Raw genomic sequence first — 20,637 nt, 5'->3', positions numbered from 1 at the left:
ATTTATTTTAAACGCTTCACTCGAATAGTGGAGTTGCGATCATCGCTGCCCAGTAGGAATGAACCGAGAGCGCCTTTTTCAACAAAGACGGTTTGATCTTTTTTCACTTTATAGCGGTCCGTACCTGATTGTTTCCAAGTTTGATTATTAGACAGGGTAATAATCAATGCGCCGTAAGGATCTTTTTTTACCGATACAACGTCAGCATAAAGGCGAGTGACATCCTCATCGACCTTCTTTTTAAGGCCAAACTCTTGCTCTGCATTGGTTAATTGCGCAGCTGGGGCGCTAGCAGTGGTTGTTAGCGCAGAAGTGGTGATTGCTGCTGGAGCCGCTACCGTTGCAGGTGCAGTTTCTGTTGTCGCTGAGATGATTGAGGTGTTAACCGATGCGGCTAATGCGTCGTAACACATTAACCGATCAAGTTTGTCAGTTTGAGCTGCACAGCTAGCCAGTTGTTGCTCAACACTGGCTTGTGCTTGAGAAGAGATAGCCAAAGCAAAAGTGGCAATCAAAGTTAAACGCATAACAGAATCCTTCTTTTTATTGTTTTACTAGTCCATGAGTGCGATGCGCAATTTAACTATCAGCTTTTTCGTTCTCTGGCTCTTCGTTATCTGTATCTTCTTTTGGGGTATATAGCCTAGCTGCTAATAAACCACCTTCAAATAATATTAACATAGGAATCGCTAACATTGTTTGTGAAATAATATCAGGTGGCGTTAGCATCATGCCAACCACAAATGCACCTACAACAATGTAAGGGCGTTTTTGTTTGAGCTCATCTGGTGTTGTCACGCCAGCCCAGCACATTAATACTACGGCCACAGGGATTTCAAAGGCTAAACCAAAAGCAAAAAATAGCTTTAAGATAAAACTTAAATAGCTACTAATGTCGGTCGCTACTTGCACACCTTCTGGTGCAACACTGGTGAAAAACGCAAATACCACCGGAAAAACGACGTAATAGGCGAAAGCAATACCGAGGTAAAATAATACCGTACTGCTAAATAGCAGCGGCATAATCATGCGTTTTTCGTGTTTGTATAAACCGGGCGCCACAAATGACCATACTTGAAATAGTACGTAGGGGATCGCCACAAAAAACGATAACACTAAGGTTAATTTAAATGGCGCAAAAAAGGGCGCGGCTACATCCGTTGCAATCATACTGCCGGTCTCTGGCAGTGATTGCATTAATGGGATTGCCATATAATGGTAAATGTCATTTGCCCAATAAACTAAGCAGATAAATACCAGCAATACGCTGCCGATAGCTCTAAGTAACTTATTACGTAACTCAAGCAAATGACTGATAAGAGGTAGCTGTTGTGACATTGGTTACCCGTGTTAGCTTTTGGTATTTGAACTGTCAGAGTCGTTTGCTTGTTCACTTTTGGCAGTGGAACTTTCAGCGGGAGTAGTTGCTGGGGTATCTTTGGCTACATCATCAACTTGGTAGGGACGATTAACCGATTTCGCAGCATCTTTAAGCTGATCAATGGACTCTTGTAGTTCAGGTGATAGGTTCGATAAACCTTTGCTTTCCGCTTTTTTGAGGTCAGCATGAAGCTGATCAATTTTAAGCTCTTGCTCTAATTCATCTTTGACTGAGTTTGCCATCCGCTTTAATGAGCGGATCCACTCAGAGATTGAACGTACTGCAACCGGAAGTCTTTCGGGGCCGAGAACCACAAGCCCCAAAATTCCAATCAGCAGTAGCTCCATAAAGCCAATACCGTCAAACATAATGAATTACGCCTGTTCTTTATCCTTTGACTCGGATTTCTGCTCAGTTGCCTGTTCAGACTTTTTCGCAGTGCTGTCTTCTAGAGACTTCTTTTCTTCATCTTCAGGATTCATTGCATTTTTGAAGCCCTTAACAGCCCCACCTAAATCGCCACCTAAAGAACGTAATTTTTTAGTTCCGAATAACAACACAACAATTAACGCAATAATTAGAAGCTGCCAAATACTGATGCCGCCCATGAACATTTCCTCTATAAGAATAAAAACATGATGTTGGAATTTTTACATTCACAATTGTAACCTTTATACATAGAGTATTATGAACCTCTAATGTATAAGTGCTAGTTAAAATTTACGGTTTTTTGGTCTGGATCGCCATCCTGTGAACCAAAGCACTATACCTGATGTGATACAAATGTAAGCAGGCCATAGTGTAGCGTATTGGTTTAATAATATTGTGCCACAGATCAACATTACAGCAGCTGTTATTAATAAGTAATTACTTTTATGAGCTTTATGCTGAAATTTTAGGTACTTATCAAGCATTTGTTGTTGGGTGCCCAGTAGTTTTCGACCCATTTTTAAATTGTCATAGATAAGTTCTGGAAATTCAGGCAGCTTTTCAGCCCAATAAGGGCTCTTCATTTTTACTTTATCAAAAATGGCTTTCGGGCCGACTTGTTCAGACATCCACTGCTCTAAAAACGGTTTAGCTGTTGACCATAAGTCTAGCTGTGGGTACAGCTGACGACCTAAGCCTTCAATGTAAAGCAGTGTTTTTTCTAGTAAAACTAGCTGTGGTTGCACGACGATATCGAATTGGCGGGCGGTGCGAAACAACTCAAGTAACACATGGCCAAATGAGATTTCATCTAATGGTTTATTAAACATGGGCTCACAAACCATCTTAACAGCTTGCTCAAATGCCAGTACGTCAGTGTTTTCTGATACCCAACCCGATTCAATGTAAAGCTGGGCAATACGCTGATAATCACGATTGAAAAAGGCTAAGAAGTTTTCAGCTAAATAGCGCTTGTCGACATCATTAAGGGTGCCCATAATGCCGCAATCCATGCCGATATAAAATGGATTGTCAGGGTGCTCACGGCTTATAAATATATTGCCAGGGTGCATGTCAGCATGGAAAAAATTATCACGAAATACTTGGGTAAAAAACAGCTCAACGCCGCGTTCAGCCAGAAGCTTTAAATTAGTGCCTTGGGCTTTTAGGGCTTCAACATCGGAAACGGGAATACCGTAAACTCGCTCCATTACCATTAGGCGAGGGTAGCAATAATCTTCATAAACATAAGGCACATACAAGCTATCTGAGTCTAAAAAATTGTTACGTAGCTTGATGGCATTAAGCGCCTCAAGTTTAAGGTTAAGCTCGCCTAAAATGGTGGTGCGATAATCATCAATCACTTCAGCAGGGCGCAGACGATTGCCTTCACCTAATAGCTTTTCAAGTAAATTGGCCGCTTGGCACATCAGTTGAAGGTCGGCATTCACCTGCGCTTCAACATTTGGACGTAATACTTTTAATACGACTTCTGCGCCATTTTCTTTTAAATTCGCGGTGTGAACTTGAGATATGGATGCTGACGCTAAGGGAATGTCTTCAAAGTTATCAAATAGCGAGTCAATGGGGGCTTTTAGCTCTGCTTCAATAGCTTGGCGGGCAAGGGCTGAATCAAAAGGTGGCACGCGGTCTTGCAACATAGTGAGCTCACTGGCCCACTCATCATTGAGTAAGTCGCGTCGAGTTGACAGCATTTGCCCTAGCTTGATGTAGACCGGACCTAAATCTTGCATCGCCAGCTTTAAGCGCTCGGCAGAAGGTTTGTCTTTATGTTGATTGCGGATCCAAAAGAAACAATTTCGCAGAATAGAAAAATACCAGGGAGTTTTATTTTTGGGTAAAACATCATCTAAGCCGTAATGGAGTACAGTTTTTATGACTTGGTAACCACGCCTGATACTTGCAATTGTCATGGGGTAATTTTTTCTCTTAATTTTGCTATCTTGGACTCAATGCTTGTTGTTTGCTCAACAAGTTGTTCCAGATTATCACGAAAATGGATGAAGTCGATTTGATGCGGTGCCAGTCGATATTCTTCAGTGGTTAATTGCCCCACATGAGACCATGACTTTGCAACCACTTGCTTTAATGTCGAGGCGAGCTGTTTAGAATTAGCCAGCAACATGTGTGTTGGGGCATCGCCAATATACTTTGACAGTGGCTCGGCAAAATCTAACTCTATGTGTTTTAAGTAGTGACTAAAACTTTGCAATAAGTTGATGTCGCCATCGAGGATCAGCTTATCTTGCTTAATGAGCTCGGTAAGGTTCGCCCCTTCAGTCACCTTATAAAGCGTTGTGACATCAGCAGTAATACTGACGTCAACAGTGGCTTCATAAGCGCTCATGACTTGAATTTGCGGTGCAAAAATAAGGTATATCGGCCAATTAACTTGGGTTAACTGGATTTTAAATACTTTACCGTGCAACTGCTTTAGCCGGGCATATTCACCCTGATCTTGTGCTTGTAACTGCCCGATGGCAGTTTCCATTGCAGCACAAGCCAGTAATGAAAAGTGGTTCGGCAGCATTAGAATTTGTAACCGCGATGCAAGGCCACAACACCATCTGTCATATTGGTGTAGTCAACTTGCTCAAGACCGGCATCGATCATCATTTGCTTTAAGGTTTCTTGATCTGGATGCATACGAATTGACTCAGCTAAGTATTCATAGCTATCAGCATCTTGGGTAATTAATGCGCCCATTTTAGGCAACACTTTAAAGCTATAAAGATCATAAACTTTACGCATGACTTCGTGTTGAGGTTTTGAGAACTCAAGCACTAATAACTTTCCGCCTGGTTTTAGTACGCGGCGCATCGAACGCAGCGCTGCGTCTTTATCGGTCACATTACGTAAACCAAAGGCAATGGTAATAATATCAAAATGATTGTCAGGAAACGGCAGTGCTTCAGCATTGGCTTGTACGTAACTGACATTGCTAACAATGCCTTTATCACGCAATTTAGTGCGGCCAACTTTAAGCATTGAATCATTAATGTCAGCAAGAATAACCTGGCCGCGCTCACCGACAAGGTGCGAGAACTTAGCGGTTAAATCACCGGTGCCGCCAGCAAGATCAAGTACTTTCATGCCCGGTCTTGCGCCTGCGGTCGCAATGGTGTGACGTTTCCAAAAACGGTGAACACCGAATGACATAACATCATTCATGATGTCGTATTTAGCAGCAACCGAATGAAATACGTCAGCAACTAAATCCGCTTTTTTCTCTGAATCAACGGTTTTGTAACCAAAATGGGTGTTCTTTGGGTCGCCCTCAGACATCTGTGTATTCCTATAATGTGCGGTAATTAACAGCGAGTGTATGTCATTGCTTGCTTTGCAGAAACTTTAATCAGCCAGAATGTGATCAAGTTTACTTGAAATAGCTAAGAATGCGTTAAGACAGCGTATTTTTCTATCTCATCAAAATTGCCCTGCATTAGAGCATAAAATTCACTGTTATTGAATAGTGAAAGTATTAGGTAATCGCGTGTTAAAAATTTAACAGCGTAAGCTTGTACGATCCTTAAGCGAGAGCAGTTCAAATATTCCTCGCTCAAGCTAGCTGACTTTTCTTGCCTGAATATAACTGTAAATTAATTCACTGACACTTTGGCCTACATCACGTTTACCGGCCATATCACCTGCATCGTGGCATTGAGGCGCGGCTTCAGCAATATGCAGATAAGTACAAGGGCAGTGCTTAGCGATGTAATGAATATAGTGGCAGGCATCTAACAAGGGCACGCCGGCAAAGGTGGATGCGCTGCTGGGCATTTTCGCAATGGCATCTACATCAATTTCTAAGGCCACTGGCAGTTGAGTTTGATTAAGATTGCTGGCGATTTGCTGTAGCGCCTGGCCTAAGTCGATTTCTCGTCTGACCCAAATTTGCTGAAAGCTATGCCAATGACCGCCAAATAAGCTTAATTGCTCTAAGGTGGCTTCACTGTTTTTTAGCTCATGTAAACCTAGCACATGGTAATAAGCTAATGCGCCATTGGCTGCGGCATAGCTAAAGCCGTTGCCACTGTGGCGGCCTTCCCGTGGGCGAAAATCGCTATGGGGGTCAAGGTTTACTGCCGCTGCGGCCTGATTAAAGTGAGCTTTAGTCGCCATTAGCATACCATATGCATTGTTATGGCCGCCGCCGATCACTATGGGCTCAAGCTCTGCTGCTAGAATTTGGCTGATCACGCTAATGACTTGGTTATCTAGTTCTTTAGTTGCTTGCCTTAACTCTTCTAGGGATGCCGCTTCTGGCAGTGGGGCCTGAGATATTTCCCCTAAAATAAGACACTGTTTACCATCAAGGTAACGGTTGGACTGCAAATTAAGCCATTGTTGCATAGTGGCACTAAAGGCTGCAGATGAGCCACCGCGGCCTAAGTTAGCCCTTGGACCTGCATCTTCGGTAATTCCGACAATGACAAATTGCACCCCATTGGTTTTAGCCTCACAAAGTGCCTGTTTAAGATCAGCTAAAGAGGGGGCTGATTCGGAGATAAGCTTGACGGTTTGGCCCAGTTTGATTTCGCCATCTCTGCCTGAGAGGTATTGATTAACTTGACTGCGGGTCATTATCTGCAACATTAAGAACCTATTTCATTCAATTGGGGTTAGCTTTGAGGCTAATATGTCGAGCCACATATCTAGCGTCAAATACTTAGAGCTTATGCCTTAAAAAATAGGCCATAAAAAAGCCAGCATAGCTGGCTTTAGTCGATATTTGAACTGGTAATATGTAACCAGCAATATCAATCGATTATTCGATATCTAATGGCTCTGGCGATAAGATAACGCCGGTATTGTCAGCATAGATATGATCGCATGGCAGGAATGTTACCCCACCAAAGTTAACTGGGATTTCAACTTCACCCACGCCATTAGTGTCAGCGCCAATCGGGATTGAAGCTAATGCTTGAATACCAATATCCATTTCTTCAAGGGTGTCGACATCACGTACTGAGCCGTAAACAATAATGCCTTCCCACTTGTTAGCCACTGCGATTTCAGCAATCGAGGCATCAATTAATGCACGGCGCATTGAACCGCCACCATCTACTAACAAGACTTTACCTTCGCCTTCTGCTTGCAGCGCATCAGCAATTAAGCCGTTATCTTCAAAACATTTGATGGTACTAATCGAACCACCAAAAGAGCTACAACCGCCGTAATTACTGAACATTGGTTCTACTACATCAACGACATCTAAATACATATCACACAATTCTGAGGTGTTGTATTCCATAGTGACACTCCTTGGGGTTAGCGATTAACAGAGGTTTTCGCCAGTTATCAAAGCAATAATATATGAATTATATGAGCTTTTTATGAAAATAACAGCGATATTCATCACTTGATAAAGATAATCAGTTAGTTGTTCAGTCTTTGGTCTTAAGGCGGGGTGAGTTAAACGGCTGTTGTTTATTGCTGTGATAAGCCCATTATCAGCCTTAGTCCTTGTTTTTATATGATTAACTGCATTATTGCCCTGTCTGTGGTGACTCCTTTGAGTAAGTTATGATTGTCATAAAAGTTTCGATAGCCTGTCATCTAAGCGTCATTAGCTCTATTTACAGTTCTTAATAAGGTTGAACAATTGAACTATAAGGATTTTGTATGGCTATGACGATTAGCGCACTGGATAAGCTTCTGTTTTGCCACATTATTACTTTTTGTCGAACTCATAAGTTAACCCCTTTAGCGAAAAGGATCTCAGCAAGTGGGGATGGCCATTATTACGTGTATATGGCGGTAGGTTTATTGTTTTTACACCCTCAAGGTAGTCAGTTTTTTAATTTGATGTTAGTCAGTTTTATCATCGAACTGCCGTTATATTTTGTCTTTAAAAATGCCATTCGCCGCACTAGGCCTTGCGCCGCTTTTGCAGGCTTTGATAGCAGCTTTCAGGCATCAGACAAATTTAGTTTGCCCTCAGGGCACACCGCAGCGGCCTTTATTATGGCGATGGCCATCACCTCGACTTTTCCTGCATTGTGGCCAATCGCAATGAGCTGGGCCTTGGCGATTGGATTATCTCGAATAGCGCTTGGGGTGCATTATCCATTGGATATTGTTGCTGGTATTGGGCTGGGTGTCGTTGTGGTTATCTTAGCTGAGCCGTTGATTTAGTTTGTCATAGCGCTGAAATTGGTCATTAAACAAGGTAAATCATGAAAATATTATACGGTGTTCAAGGGACGGGAAATGGCCATATTAGCCGCGCCAGAGTCATGGCAAAGGCGTTAAGTAAAACTGATATCGAGGTCGACTTTTTATTTAGTGGCCGCGCTGAAGGTGAGTATTTTGATATGCAATGTTTTGGTAATTATCAAGTTAGGACCGGGTTGTCCTTTGTTACTGAAGCAGGCCGAGTGAGTATTGGCAAAACAATTAACAGAAATATCAGCGCACCTATTTTATCTGAAGTGCAGCAACTTGATTTGAACGGCTACGATTTAGTATTAAATGACTTTGAACCCGTGAGTGCTTGGGCGGCTAAAAAACAAGGCGTGACTTCAATTGCGATCAGCCATCAAGCGTCATTGCAATATTCTGTACCTAAACAGGGAATGAGCTGGTTTGATGAATTACTGTTAAATCATTTTGCACCTACAGATATCAAATTAGGCTGTCATTGGCATCATTTTGGTTTTGCTATTTTACCTCCCTTTGTTGAAGTTGAGCCAAGTTGCGGTGCTCACAGTCATCAAATTTTGGTGTATTTACCCTTTGAAAGTGCCGATGCGATAGCGGATTTTTTAAGCCCTTTCCCTGACTATCAATTTTTTGTTTACCATGGCAATAAGCCAAAGCAGTCATTACCTGAGCATATTAATTGGTTTAGTTTTGATCGCTGTGGGTTTAAACAACACATGTCGCAATGTGGTGGAGTAATAGGTAATGCAGGTTTTGAGCTAGCCAGCGAGGCGATGACATTAGGTAAGAAGCTACTGGTTAAACCGTTGCAGGGGCAATTTGAGCAATCATCAAACGTAGCAGCATTAGAGCTGTTGGCTGCAGGACAAAGTATGGATAGCTTAGATAGTAAAATGTTAGCCCGATGGTTAAAGGCGCCGTCGCCCAAACCGATAGCATATCCGCAAGTGGGAGATGCATTAGTCAGTTGGTTAAAGCAAGGAGATTGGCATCAGCATCAAACGCTGTGCAACGATTTATGGTCGCAAGTGGAGTTACCTGATAACTGGCGCAAGTAAATGGCATCAGAAAATCGAGTCTTTCTTTGCCTGTGACTCAAGGTCAATTCGTTAGTCGCTAGCTTTGCTAATTACCTTGGTAAGTAATAAGTAATAAGTAATAAGTAATAAGTAATAAGGCAAACTAGCTGACTTTTGAATGATGCTGAAGAAGTTGCTCGAGTAACTCATCTTCCAAAGCAAAGCGCGCTTCCATTGCTTGAGCTAAATTAGACAGATCGCTATCTAATTCTAGCAACATAGAATCGTTATCTGCTTCAGTATATTTGTCATTGAAGTCTAATGCGGCATCAGTTGACTCACTGATTTGTGGTAATAACAGTTGTGCGCGGGCTTTACTTTGTTCACCTGACTTTTCACACTCATTAACCAATTGATCGTAGACCTCAAAATGACCTTCAGAGACATAATCAACTAATTGAGCGCAAAACTGCTTAACGGTATCCAGTTCAGGTAAGCTTTTTGCTGGGACTGAATATGGGGCAAGGCCGGCAATTTTGAAGTATTGGATCAGTAATGCTCTGCGGTGCTGCAGCCATTGATCAACAAGCTTATTAGAGCCACCCCATTTTTGTTCGGCTTTTTCTAGTTTTGTCAGCATTATCATTCTCAATTTAGCAACCAATACATAACACTTAATGTATGAGAGAAAGTAGTGATTAATCAACTCTTTTCTGCAAAAGAAGCAATGGATCGACCAGAGGAATGGGCTGAGTCACAAAGGAAATATTCTTTGTTGTTGTAATCTAAAGAAAAATGCCCAGCGGTAGCATGCTACCGCTGGGCAAATAGATTTTTAAGGGCTCGATTTATCGTGCTTCTTGATTGTTCTTGCTAGCGCAGACTTTTTATATCAAAGGTGTAGCGCAGGTGCAACTTTTTTATCAAGTTAGCGTTACACCTAGTCAAAAAATACCCTTTTTGTGAGCATATTAACGATTACATTAGCAATTTTGATACTACTAAGGGGGGCAGCTCACATAAATTTAGCAGAACTGGTTACATTAATACCTTAAGTCGTTAAACTACGGTTCAGCGGATATCAATATATGTTTAGGAATCAAGCCCAATGGCAGAATTAAAGAATGATCGTTATTTACGCGCTTTACTAAAACAGCCTGTTGACAGAACGCCAGTGTGGATGATGCGTCAAGCTGGTCGTTACCTTCCAGAATACAAAGCAACCCGTGCTCAAGCCGGTGATTTCATGTCGCTTTGTAAAGACCAAGACTTGGCTTGTGAAGTGACTTTACAGCCATTACGTCGTTATGATTTAGATGCAGCTATTTTATTTTCAGACATTCTAACCATTCCAGATGCAATGGGCTTAGGCTTATATTTTGAAACTGGTGAAGGTCCACGTTTTGAACGTCGAGCTGATACCGTTGACTCGATTAAAAAGCTTTGCATTCCAGATCCAGAAGATGAACTTGGTTACGTGATGCGTGCTGTAAGCACCATTCGTCGCGAGCTAAAAGGTGAAGTCCCTTTAATCGGTTTCGCTGGTTCTCCTTGGACGCTAGCTACTTATATGGTTGAAGGCGGTTCAAGCAAAACATTCGAAAAAATCAAGAAGATGGCTTACGAAGAGCCAGCAGCATTGCACATGCTTTTAGATAAGTTAGCTGATTCAGTTACCTTGTACCTAAATGCACAAGTTGCTAACGGTGCTCAGTCGTTAATGATCTTTGATTCATGGGGCGGTGCGTTATCTCACCACGCTTACCGTGAGTTCTCATTACGTTACATGCAAAAAATCGTTGATGGCCTAACTCGCCATGCTGACGGTCGCCAAGTTCCTGTTACCTTGTTCACTAAAGGTGGCGGATTATGGTTAGAGTCTATGGCTGAAACTGGCTGTGACGCACTAGGTTTAGATTGGACTGTTGATATCGGTGATGCACGTCGCCGTGTTGGTCATAAAGTGGCACTACAAGGCAACATGGACCCATCTGTACTTTACGCTTCACCTGAGCGTATTCATCAAGAAGTGGATCAAATCTTATCTTCTTACGGTGAAGGTACTGGCCATGTATTCAACTTGGGCCATGGTATCCATCAACATGTTAACCCAGAACATGCTGGCTCATTTATTAACTCTGTACACGAGTTATCAGCGAAATATCATAAGTAATTGATAATGACGCCGCACGCATCCTAATGATGTGCACAAAAAAAGACGAGCAATGCTCGTCTTTTTTTTAATTCGTTTTCAACCACTAAGCTTTAGCATATTTTATATATTATGGTTGTAATGATAATAAGTGCGCCCCATCACAAAGTGACAATCGAATATTCTAAATTGTGATCTTAACAAAACTCTTAGTGGGGTTTATTTGATACTTTATGGTCATTCTGAGAATTAAGTATTATTTAGCTAACTAGCTTTGTTTCATAATGAAACAGAGGCAAAAACTAGTAGCCTTTGCCAAAAAGAGTTAATTATGAAAATTCAAATTATTGTTGCTTTAATGTTCTTTGCTGTATTTGCTGCGCTACTACCAGGTACCCATTACATTTATGTTGCTAATGCCGATTATTATATGGGGCAATTTGTGACCGTTGCGGCAGTATTATTAATGTGGGGCAGCTTAGCAGCTGGTTTTGTGAGTCTTTTCTTCCACAAAATTAAAAAAGTTTACCAATCTATCTAAGCAGATAGCAGATGCTATTCGATAAGCTTACTGTTTATATTTAGTAGATAGAGTGTCTGAATTTATAGAGCACTGAGCGTGGATACGGTCAGTGCTTTATTTTATTAGCATGTTTTATACGGGCTCACAATTGCTTCAATCTAGCAGAACGATTTTAATCAGCTGATAGAGTAAGTTCAATTGGGTGGCTAAGAGGCTTGTCGTGTCACTAAAGCGAATAATAGTGGAAGCCACTTTTCCTCTATTCGAAATAAACCATTCTCAAAAAATATATTTTCAAATTAGTCTTCAGCCATATAAAAGAAGGTTACCGCGAGGCGTTTTTCTCTTTTTTCTTTGCCAAAATAGCTACTAGCACTATGAACCATATTGCCTTTGAATAAAATTAAGCGGTTGAATTTATTTTCTATACTTTCATCTTCATACCACGCACTGGGCGGCAAACTTTGAGTATTCAACGCATCAACTAAATTATGGTAAGGCTTTTCAACTAAGTTTCCGCCAGCTGCATCATTTGAATATTTTAGGCGGTAAAAAGAAGTTCCTGAATGTGGTTTAGGCTCACGGCTTAAAAAAAGTACTGCGCCAAAGCGACAAAGCAGACGATTATCGACATGTGGCCTTGCTGCGCCTTCTTCGCTTCCGACTAAAATAGCGGTATTAGTATCAACGACAACATCCTTTGACTCGGCTACCCAAATTTTATCTTTTCCAATAGCTTGTTTTATCCAATTTTCTACCAGTTCGAGCTCTTTTTTCTTTAATGCATTTTTTGAACGCATCCCTGGCCATAGTTCATTGGTGTAAGGTTTACCAAGTTTCCACTTACTTTTCATGAAGCATCGGTTTGCTATATCAATTGCTTGCTTTTCAGGAAAAAAATCATCAACTATCCAGTAATTTACATTTTGTTCAGGCTTCTCATAAGGAAGTCTTGGTGAATCAAAGGGAATTTCGGGCAGGGTTAAATCATCTGAATACTTCTGGTGCATGTTGTATATACCTTCCAATTAACTCAGTATTGTTATTATTCTTTGTTCTTATTTAACATCTCATTAGCTAAATTGATGTTATCAATATTTACCAATTATGGGTAGGAAGGCTTAGCTATTTTATTGAGAAGAATTAGTTGCACATAAGTGAGAGTGTTAATGCAACTAATGCTAAAGCGAATTAATGATGACAGCTTTGTAGTTCGATATGAAAGCAACTCCCAGTGCCTGGTTCACTGTCAACATTAATACGGCACTTTAGGAGTCCAAGCAATTGGCGCACAATGGCTAAGCCGACGCCTAATTGTGGCAATGCTTGATTGGGCTCAAATGATAACTGCTTTAGCGATAGTTGCTTTAATGCGTCTACTTCATGTTGATGCATGCCCGCCCCAGTATCTTTTACCGCCAACCAGCGCTGACCATTTACAGTTTCAGTAAATACGGTAATCATACCGCCTTTTGGGGTATATCTCAGCGCGTTATCAACTAAGTTATTGAGTATGCGGCGCATCAATTGGGGATCGGTATAGATATCAAAGCCCTCTGTGACTTCAAAGTCTAAGGTGATCCCGAGTTTGTTGGCTCTTGGGGCGAAGGTTTGTTCAAGATCTTGCACTATTTCGGCTAAATTTATTTGGCTTAATTGCGCTGATATTTGGCCATTTTCAAGGGCGGCTAACTCCAGTAATTGTGCCAGTAACTGCTGCAAGTTTTGTCCTGAATTTGCCGCATATTCAATAAACTCAGCTTGGCGCGCTTCAGGCGGTGACAGTAACCAAGTATCGATATAGCCCAGCAAAGAGGTGAGTGGGGTTTTTAAGTCATGGGACAAATGCAGTAAGAAGTCATGTTTTGCTTGTTGTTGGCGTTTGACTTGCTGATGTTGTTGGCTGATTTTATGCAATAAATGATTAATATTGTCGCTGAGAACGCGTATTTCGTCACTGCCATTGTAGCGATTCGGCAAAGCCATAGTGTCGGTTAATGGGGCATTGGTTAGTTGATTGAGATCGCTCGCTAACTTTTTAATTGGTCGGGTAAAAAAGCCCAGCAATAGCACAAATAACATCAGTGCAAAAATAATCCAAAAACCAATGGTTGCGCCCCAAAGTTTGGGCTGATTTTCTGAGTTAATCAGCGCTTGCCAGCTATCATAGTCTTCGCCGCCGATGATGACATATAAGTATCCACTGTGCAGCCCGTCAGTAGTGATGAGCGGGCTGACTGAAAAGATTTTTTCTGTTTTTTTTGAGCGAGGATCTGTGCCCAAAATTGGCAAGTCTCGACCTGCAATAAATTGCTTTATCTTGGCTAAATTTACTCGAGTGGTTTTGATTTTCTCTTGTTTGGCATCAAAGGCAACAACTCGCCCTTGTGGATCTAAGGTATAAATTTCAAAACTTGGGCCCAGTAACATAAAGTCGTGAAATGCTTCTTTTAGCGCTGCATCTGAGGTGATCCCTTGTGACAATAACGGATTAATATGCGCCATATGTTCAGCAAGTTGTAAGTGTAATGATTGCTGAATTTGATTACGGCTAAACTCATGGTTGAGTTGTAACCATTGCCACAGGGCAACAAAAAGTAGCAGCACCATTAAAGTGGCTGATAAGAATAGTCGGTTAAATAAGCGGTTCATTAGAGACCCATATACACTTTAAAAATAACATGCTTAAAACGGATATCAGCTAAGCTGCTGATGGTGGAGAGAACTTATAGCCTACGCCCCAAACGGTTTTGACTAATTCTGGATGCCCAGGACTGTGGGCGAGTTTATTGCGTAAGCGATTAATGTGACTGTTAACCGTATGCTCATAACCGTCATAGTTGTAACCCCATACCGCCTCTAATAATTGCATTCGGCTAAATACTTGCAGTGGATGCTTAGCCATAAACAACAACAGATCAAATTCTCTAGCGGTTAATTCCAGCGGGCAGTCATTGGTAATGACCTCACGGGTTGCTGCGTTAATGGTAACGCCATTAAATTGCAGTTGCTCAGAGCTCACTTGTTGAGTTTTGCTGCGCCTAAGCATGGCTTTTACTCGCGCGCGTAGCTCCAGCACACTAAAGGGTTTGACTAAATAATCATCAGCACCAGCTTCAAGGCCTAATACAATATCGGCTTCAGAATCTTTGGCGGTCAGCATCATTACCGCAACCGAGTTGTCAGCTTCACGAAGTTGCTGGCACAACATAATGCCATCGCCATCAGGTAGCATGCGGTCCATCAAAATCAAATCTATGACACTAGATTCAATGATGTTAAGTGCTTGGCTTAATGTGGTGGCATGAAACACCTCATAATTTAGCGCGGTTAGATTAAGTATGATGAGCCTTGCCAAATCTTGCTCATCTTCAACCAACAAAATATGTGGCTTGATTTGGTGCTGATGGTGCTTATTAGAATCATTCATCCAGAATTTCCCATTTCAGGTCCTTATCCAGCAGACCTGAGATGGGCGGATAAACTTTCAGCTTGTTTGGTTTTTAATCATAAAGGCTGATGATTGCTATTGTGTGCGGCTGATTGAAATGGCAATAGCCGGATTATCAAAGCGGTGTGATGGCGTTAGGACTGAGTCCATTAAACCGTCATACATGGTGAGCACGCCAGGATGAATATGGACAAAATCAACATCATCACGGGCTGCGTTAAAGCCTTCACCGCCATCAGCAGGGCCGGGCATAGTGCCTTTTTCTTCTGAGTTGGCTTCGGTGCCAGCGTCATAAACCATGCCTTTCATATTAACCATAGCATCGACTGCTAGCATCGAAATGTCGTAGCTGTTTAGCCCAGTAAAGGCATCGTTGGTGTTTACCAGCATGGTTGCTACGCTGAGGTTTGCAATATCAGCTTCATCTAAAGTAATTGTGATGGTTTCTGACATGCCTGGCATTAATATACCAGCGCCACTGGCGGTTACGCCTATCCCTTCAATAGCTGCAACATCACTGGCATCACCGCCTTCAGCTATTTTTTCAAGGGCGATATTGGCCGTTTCGCCTGCTTGCCACAGCATCACATCACTGCTATGAGCGGCAATTGCAATCGGTGACATGGGTTGATTAGCCGTTAAGTTTGTCACTGTGATGCTATAGGTTTGCATTAGCGTATCGGGCGTTGGGGTTGGAGTCGGCTCAGGAGACGGCGAGTTGTTATTGTCTGAACAGCCACTTAAGCCCAGCACAGTAATAATAGCTGCCGCGCTTAAGCGGTATTTAGTTATCTTATTCATTGAATATTTCATCACATGGCCCCTTATTTAACGGTAACAACAACTTTCGCCACAGGGTTTAACCAGCGATGGATACGGCTGTCTAAGTCACTGGAGCCGCCGGCTGGATCGGTATCACCCAGCACTCCCGGATGAGTGTGGACATACGTATTTGTCGCCCCATCCATAACACCAGTACCATTCATACCTCCGTCGCCACCAGGTGCTGCGGGGATCCCTGCAACGCCAGACATACCGCCGCCATTAATCATTTCATCATTGGCTTCAGTACCCGCATCATATGCGTTTACATACACGGTATAAGTACCTGCTTCAGTGGGGATCTCCCAGCCATCTAAGCCGATAAAGGCATCATTGGTTGGTAGTACCATTGCTACGATAGAGAGATGCGTCATTTCCATTGAATCAAGCATGACCTCACTGACATGCGCGCCGGGGGCTAATAACCCCATGGCAGGGTTGGTAACAGTCACGCCACCTGCGCCCATAACCGCGGCACCTAAATCAGCTATATCACCGCCCTCGGCCATTTTTTGTAATGCAGGTGTTGCCATTTCGCCTACTTGGAATAGGTGACTGTCAACATCATGGGCGGCGATAAACAATGGAGTGAAGTGATTACCGTGGGTTAGGTTAACAACACTGATTTCAACTTCAGCAGCAGTGGCTGACATACTGAACAGGCCAGCGGCGATTAGCCCACAGGTGAGTAAACTGGTTTTGATTGGCTTAAGTGTGAGTGCAGATGATTTCATAACAGAGTTCCTTTTGTTGAATTGCTATCTATTCTGGCAAAGGGATCTCACTAGGTTATCGCCAAATTATCACGAAAGATTAACATCGTTTATTTGGGGGGATTTGTTGTGCTATCTTGGGGGCAAGAAAGTCATAATTCATATCGGTAAATATCATGATTAGAAGCTTAACACCTGATGATTTTCAACAGGTTATTGCACTTGGGAATCGAGTGCATGGGGCAGGTTATTTAGACTTTGAATCCCTAGAGCATATTTATCAATTAGGCATAAAAAATAATATTAATGCCCATTTTGTTGCGGTTATGGATGCTGAATCTGCCCATTTGTCACCGCCAATAACACCGGATCAGATCATTGGATTTAGATTAACTTATGCCCCAGATCAGTGGCCCATTGATCAATGGTGTAACCCTGAAAAGTGGCCTGTTACTGCTGAAAACATGTGTTATTTCAAATGTAATACAGTAGCAGAAGCGTATCGCGGTCAGGGGATTGGTTCTAAATTACTGCAAGCATCTATTGCGGCTGTTAAGCAACAAGGCGCCAGTGCTGGGGTGAGTCACTTATGGAAACAAAGCCCGAACAATTCAGCTGTGGGCTACTTTACTCAAGCGGGTGGGCAATTAATAAAGCAACACCCCAATCGCTGGAATCAACAGCAAGATGGTAGTGACTATCTTTGTGTGATCTGCGGTGACGATTGTCATTGTACCGCCTGTGAAATGGTGGTGGTTTTTTAACGGAGAAAGTCAGTGAGTGAAACTCAGAAGCTTGATTTAGAATGCCTGGCTTTAAAAAAGAAAGTGGCTTATTTGCAATGTATTCAATTAATGATTTATATACCATTAGGCTTAGTGCTGCTGGCCTTGATCATTATTAAATGGGATAAAGTGTTAGCTGCTTTAGGGTAAATTAATGCCTACTTATGACCCACTTATTAATTCTAGCCCCCAATCTCAACCACTGGCCAATAGCTATTGGGCTAGCACTCAGGCTTTGCCAGCAAAACAAGATCCCTTAATGGGCAAGCAGCAAACTGACGTCGCCATTATTGGTGGCGGCTATACCGGCCTGTTAACTGCCTATTATTTAGCCCACGAATTTAATATTGATTGTCAGGTATTAGAGGCCAACCAAGTGGGTTTTGGCGCCAGCGCCCGTAATGCGGGTTTTGTTTTAAAAGGCTCGGGTAGATTGGGCTATGCAGCGATGGCGAAGCGCTGGGATTTAGCCACCACCAAAGCCATTTATGGCGAGTTTAGCCAAGCCGTCACGCGAGTTGAATCACTTATTTATCAACATGGCATTGATTGTGAGCCTCAAGAGAAGGGCTATTTAAAAGTTGCCCATAACCCGAAAGCGCTGCAGCAACTTAAAGCGGCCAGTGACTTTATTCAACAACATTTAATCCAGCCACCTGAGCGTGACAAGCCTACTGATTTAGCCCAGCATGCGCAGTTTATTAGCGCTGCAGACTTTCGCCGAGATTATTTAAATCATCACCAAGCCTTTGGCGCACTGCGGTTAAGCGATGGCTTTGGCCTAAATCCGTTAAAGCTATTACTGGGTTATAAATCTATGGTTGAGCGACAGGGTATCAGCATCTGTGAAAGCTCATGCGTGCTGGACTGGATAGAAGAAAATGGTCAGCATCGGCTGCTCACCGAGCAGGGCGAATTAAGCGCCAAAAAAGTCATTGTTGCAGCCAACGGCTATACGCCTAAACAGTTTAATCAGCGCATTGATGAAAAGTTTTTACCGATACTCAGTAATATCATAGTCACCGAGCCACTTAGCGCTGATGAGCTGCAAGCAGCTGGTCTATTTAGCCATCAAGTGACCATGGATACCCGCATTTTAAAGTATTACTTCAGGTTACTGCCTGACAATCGATTATTGTTTGGTGGCCGCGGCGCGGTATGGGGGAAAGATGCAGCCGAGCCGATTTATGCTCAGCGCCTTAAGCTGGCGATGGATAAATGCTTTCCGGCACTGGCAAGCAAAAAAGTGGCCTATAACTGGACCGGTTGGATAGCGGCATCCATGGATGATATGCCCCATGTAGTTGAGAAAAACGGCGTAGGTTACAGCTTAGGTTATTGCGGCGCGGGGGTGTCTTTTAGTGCACAAGCGGCCTATCGATTAGCACAAAGTATTGCCGGTGATACACCAACTGAGATTGCTAATTTACCACTTTATCAAAACCCATTACCCCGTATGCCCTTTGCTAAAGCAAGGCGAATAGGGCAATGGGGTTATTATCATTATGGCTGGCTAAAAGATCGCTTTGGCTAGCTCGCTGTTGGCGCTAAAAACCAATACACAGTATTTGACTCTATACTTCTTCAGTAAGCATTTGCGATTCATCTAATGGCTGGATTTTGATATTAAAATACGCATAAGATGCGCTGATAAATGGGCACACTAAGTTAAAAATCGCATAGGGCAAATAGGCAATAGTGGCTACGCCTAAGGTACTGGCCATGAAAGCGCCGCAGGTGTTCCATGGAATGAGTGGGCTGGTTACCGTGGCAGAGTCTTCTAGGGTACGGCTAAGGTTAACCGGCGCCAGTTTGCGTTTTTGATATTCAATTTTCAGCATTCTACCGGGCAGTACGATGGCAATATATTGATCGGCTGTAATAATATTAGCGCCAATACAAACTCCCAAAGTAGTGATAATTAAGCTGCTAGTCCCCGTCACTAAACTTAAAATACTTTCTAGTAAGCGTGATAATGATCCGGTTACTTCCATCACGCCGCCAAATGTCATCGCGCAGAGGATTAACCAAACCGTGGTGACCATGCTGCTCATGCCGCCGCGACTCAATAAGTTGTCTAAAACCGCATCACCTGTGGTGGCCACATAACCATCAAACATGGCAATCCAAATACCTTTAATGAGCGCGACTATCGGCACTAAATTGTCATCATTAACGTAGCTGACCACATTATCAAATTGGAACATCGCCGCACAAATAGCCCCAGCAATCGTCCCTAAAATGACTGTTGGAAAAGCTGGCATCTTTTTGTTAGCAAAAAATAGCACCACCAATAATGGGATCAGCAAATGCAAACCCGGCTGATAGGTTTGTTCAAGCAGGGCAAGCGAACTACCAAGTTCAGAGTTAAAGCTGGATGCATCGGCCGATAAGCCTAAAACAGTAAACACCAGTAAGGCGATAAGGATGCTAGGTACGGTTGTCCAAGTCATGTATTTAATATGGCTAAAAATATCTGAGCCTGCTACCGCGGGGGCAAGGTTAGTGGTATCTGACAGTGGTGACATTTTATCGCCAAAGTAGGCGCCACTAATAATTGCCCCTGCGGTGATGTTAATATCTAATCCCATTGCCGATGCAATACCAATTAAGGCAATACCTAGGGTGCCTGCCACAGTCCAAGAGCTACCAATACTTATCGCGACTACGGCACATAAAATACAGCTAGCAGCATAAAAATATTGAGGGTGCAAAATCTGCATGCCGTAATAAATCATGGTCGGCACCGTGCCGGCCAAAATCCAAGTGCCAATCAGCGAGCCCACGGTAAATAGAATTAACAATGCCCCAGTGGCCACCCCAATACTTTTAATGATGCCGCGCTCCATTTCATTCCAGCTATAACCATTTTTATAGCCAATTAAAATGGCGATACAGGCCGCGAGGATCAGCGCGATTTGGTTGGCACCAGATGAGCTATCGGAAGAAAAAAGGTAAACCGCAGTGCCTAGCATTGCTATGAGGGCAAAGACGGGTGCAAGGGCATCGAGCAAACTGGGCTGTTTGTGTTTGTTTAGCTTTTGCTTATCAGACATTGAGTGATCTCTATTATTATTTTTTTTAGGTGTGATGAGATTTTTTATATTTATGCTGGCTGTTGCGCTGTTAGTATTATTTGTTATTAACTTGTGACAGGCTGACATCCTGCCATAGGT

23 protein-coding genes are annotated in these 20,637 nt (G+C 42.7%); 7 read left to right on the top strand and 16 right to left on the bottom strand.

From position 1 onward, the window contains the following. Positions 1 to 2 precede the first annotated feature (2 nt). The 9 genes from BM739_RS07810 to rraA form a co-directional block, all read right to left on the bottom strand. A complete protein-coding gene (locus BM739_RS07810; RefSeq protein ID WP_076539322.1) occupies positions 3 to 527 on the bottom strand; it encodes a hypothetical protein in 525 nt (174 codons plus the stop codon). A gap of 52 nt (positions 528 to 579) precedes the next feature. Next, complete coding sequence (gene tatC, locus BM739_RS07805) at positions 580 to 1,338, bottom strand: twin-arginine translocase subunit TatC (RefSeq protein WP_076539321.1); 759 nt, start codon at positions 1,336 to 1,338, stop codon at positions 580 to 582. Between the two features lie 12 nt (positions 1,339 to 1,350). Next, positions 1,351 to 1,749, bottom strand: coding sequence for a Sec-independent protein translocase protein TatB (tatB, locus tag BM739_RS07800; protein WP_076539320.1), 399 nt, complete (start codon positions 1,747 to 1,749; stop codon positions 1,351 to 1,353). 6 nt (positions 1,750 to 1,755) lie between these two features. Further along, positions 1,756 to 1,989: a Sec-independent protein translocase subunit TatA gene (gene tatA, locus BM739_RS07795; RefSeq protein ID WP_076539319.1), complete on the bottom strand. Its 234-nt coding sequence runs from the start codon at positions 1,987 to 1,989 to the stop codon at positions 1,756 to 1,758. A gap of 105 nt (positions 1,990 to 2,094) precedes the next feature. Further along, entirely contained in the window at positions 2,095 to 3,744 is a 1,650-nt protein-coding gene (gene ubiB, locus BM739_RS07790; RefSeq protein ID WP_076539318.1) for a ubiquinone biosynthesis regulatory protein kinase UbiB, read from the bottom strand. After that, entirely contained in the window at positions 3,741 to 4,361 is a 621-nt protein-coding gene (locus BM739_RS07785; RefSeq protein WP_076539316.1) for an SCP2 domain-containing protein, read from the bottom strand. Before BM739_RS07785 ends, ubiB begins: the two co-directional genes overlap by 4 nt. Further along, a complete protein-coding gene (gene ubiE / locus BM739_RS07780; protein WP_076539314.1) occupies positions 4,361 to 5,116 on the bottom strand; it encodes a bifunctional demethylmenaquinone methyltransferase/2-methoxy-6-polyprenyl-1,4-benzoquinol methylase UbiE in 756 nt (251 codons plus the stop codon). The genes BM739_RS07785 and ubiE overlap by 1 nt, the downstream gene beginning before the upstream one ends. A 279-nt stretch (positions 5,117 to 5,395) precedes the next feature. Then, positions 5,396 to 6,427, bottom strand: coding sequence for a formimidoylglutamase (locus BM739_RS07775; RefSeq protein ID WP_076539312.1), 1,032 nt, complete (start codon positions 6,425 to 6,427; stop codon positions 5,396 to 5,398). A 172-nt stretch (positions 6,428 to 6,599) separates the two neighbouring features. Next, entirely contained in the window at positions 6,600 to 7,085 is a 486-nt protein-coding gene (rraA, locus tag BM739_RS07770; protein WP_076539310.1) for a ribonuclease E activity regulator RraA, read from the bottom strand. A gap of 371 nt (positions 7,086 to 7,456) precedes the next feature. On the opposite strand from rraA, the gene BM739_RS07765 reads away from it, so the two are divergent. Both BM739_RS07765 and BM739_RS07760 read left to right on the top strand, forming a co-directional pair. After that, positions 7,457 to 7,969, top strand: a complete 513-nt coding sequence (locus BM739_RS07765; RefSeq protein WP_076539308.1) for a phosphatase PAP2 family protein — start codon at positions 7,457 to 7,459, stop codon at positions 7,967 to 7,969. 41 nt (positions 7,970 to 8,010) lie between these two features. Next, complete coding sequence (locus tag BM739_RS07760) at positions 8,011 to 9,054, top strand: MJ1255/VC2487 family glycosyltransferase (RefSeq protein WP_076539306.1); 1,044 nt, start codon at positions 8,011 to 8,013, stop codon at positions 9,052 to 9,054. Between the two features lie 124 nt (positions 9,055 to 9,178). Here the strand turns inward: BM739_RS07760 and BM739_RS07755 are convergent, their stop codons facing one another. Next, positions 9,179 to 9,655, bottom strand: a complete 477-nt coding sequence (locus BM739_RS07755; protein WP_076539304.1) for an Rsd/AlgQ family anti-sigma factor — start codon at positions 9,653 to 9,655, stop codon at positions 9,179 to 9,181. Between the two features lie 468 nt (positions 9,656 to 10,123). On the opposite strand from BM739_RS07755, the gene hemE reads away from it, so the two are divergent. Further along, positions 10,124 to 11,188, top strand: a complete 1,065-nt coding sequence (hemE, locus tag BM739_RS07750; protein ID WP_076539301.1) for a uroporphyrinogen decarboxylase — start codon at positions 10,124 to 10,126, stop codon at positions 11,186 to 11,188. A gap of 310 nt (positions 11,189 to 11,498) precedes the next feature. Then, positions 11,499 to 11,708: a hypothetical protein gene (locus BM739_RS07745; RefSeq protein WP_076539298.1), complete on the top strand. Its 210-nt coding sequence runs from the start codon at positions 11,499 to 11,501 to the stop codon at positions 11,706 to 11,708. A gap of 281 nt (positions 11,709 to 11,989) precedes the next feature. On the opposite strand, the gene BM739_RS07740 is transcribed toward BM739_RS07745, so the two are convergent. The 5 genes from BM739_RS07740 to BM739_RS07720 form a co-directional block, all read right to left on the bottom strand. Further along, the gene (locus tag BM739_RS07740) at positions 11,990 to 12,700 is read right to left on the bottom strand and encodes a DUF6445 family protein (RefSeq protein WP_076539296.1); all 711 of its coding nucleotides are present in this window, start codon (positions 12,698 to 12,700) and stop codon (positions 11,990 to 11,992) included. Positions 12,701 to 12,881: 181 nt separating this feature from the next. After that, positions 12,882 to 14,342 (bottom strand): HAMP domain-containing sensor histidine kinase, encoded by a 1,461-nt coding sequence (locus BM739_RS07735; RefSeq protein WP_076539293.1) that lies wholly within the window; start codon positions 14,340 to 14,342, stop codon positions 12,882 to 12,884. A gap of 49 nt (positions 14,343 to 14,391) precedes the next feature. Beyond that, positions 14,392 to 15,120: a response regulator transcription factor gene (locus tag BM739_RS07730; protein WP_076539290.1), complete on the bottom strand. Its 729-nt coding sequence runs from the start codon at positions 15,118 to 15,120 to the stop codon at positions 14,392 to 14,394. 96 nt (positions 15,121 to 15,216) lie between these two features. Continuing rightward, complete coding sequence (locus BM739_RS07725; RefSeq protein ID WP_254843495.1) at positions 15,217 to 15,954, bottom strand: spondin domain-containing protein; 738 nt, start codon at positions 15,952 to 15,954, stop codon at positions 15,217 to 15,219. A gap of 11 nt (positions 15,955 to 15,965) precedes the next feature. Continuing rightward, complete coding sequence (locus BM739_RS07720) at positions 15,966 to 16,616, bottom strand: spondin domain-containing protein (protein WP_254843502.1); 651 nt, start codon at positions 16,614 to 16,616, stop codon at positions 15,966 to 15,968. Between the two features lie 236 nt (positions 16,617 to 16,852). On the opposite strand from BM739_RS07720, the gene BM739_RS07715 reads away from it, so the two are divergent. Genes BM739_RS07715 through BM739_RS07710 form a run of 3 tightly spaced genes read left to right on the top strand, consistent with a single transcriptional unit; the run spans position 16,853 to position 18,995 of the window. Next, positions 16,853 to 17,440 (top strand): GNAT family N-acetyltransferase, encoded by a 588-nt coding sequence (locus BM739_RS07715; RefSeq protein ID WP_076539285.1) that lies wholly within the window; start codon positions 16,853 to 16,855, stop codon positions 17,438 to 17,440. A gap of 12 nt (positions 17,441 to 17,452) precedes the next feature. Beyond that, positions 17,453 to 17,611, top strand: a complete 159-nt coding sequence (locus tag BM739_RS20225; protein ID WP_175609501.1) for a hypothetical protein — start codon at positions 17,453 to 17,455, stop codon at positions 17,609 to 17,611. 4 nt (positions 17,612 to 17,615) lie between these two features. After that, positions 17,616 to 18,995, top strand: a complete 1,380-nt coding sequence (locus BM739_RS07710; protein WP_076539282.1) for an FAD-binding oxidoreductase — start codon at positions 17,616 to 17,618, stop codon at positions 18,993 to 18,995. 40 nt (positions 18,996 to 19,035) lie between these two features. On the opposite strand, the gene nhaC is transcribed toward BM739_RS07710, so the two are convergent. Further along, positions 19,036 to 20,517: a Na+/H+ antiporter NhaC gene (gene nhaC / locus BM739_RS07705; protein ID WP_076539279.1), complete on the bottom strand. Its 1,482-nt coding sequence runs from the start codon at positions 20,515 to 20,517 to the stop codon at positions 19,036 to 19,038. Positions 20,518 to 20,637 lie beyond the last annotated feature (120 nt).

The organism is Shewanella sp. UCD-KL21 (genome assembly GCF_001957135.1).
Lineage (GTDB): Bacteria > Pseudomonadota > Gammaproteobacteria > Enterobacterales > Shewanellaceae > Shewanella.
The sequence above is the reverse complement of the archived record's forward strand: the minus strand, read 5'-3'. Positions and strand labels throughout refer to the sequence as shown.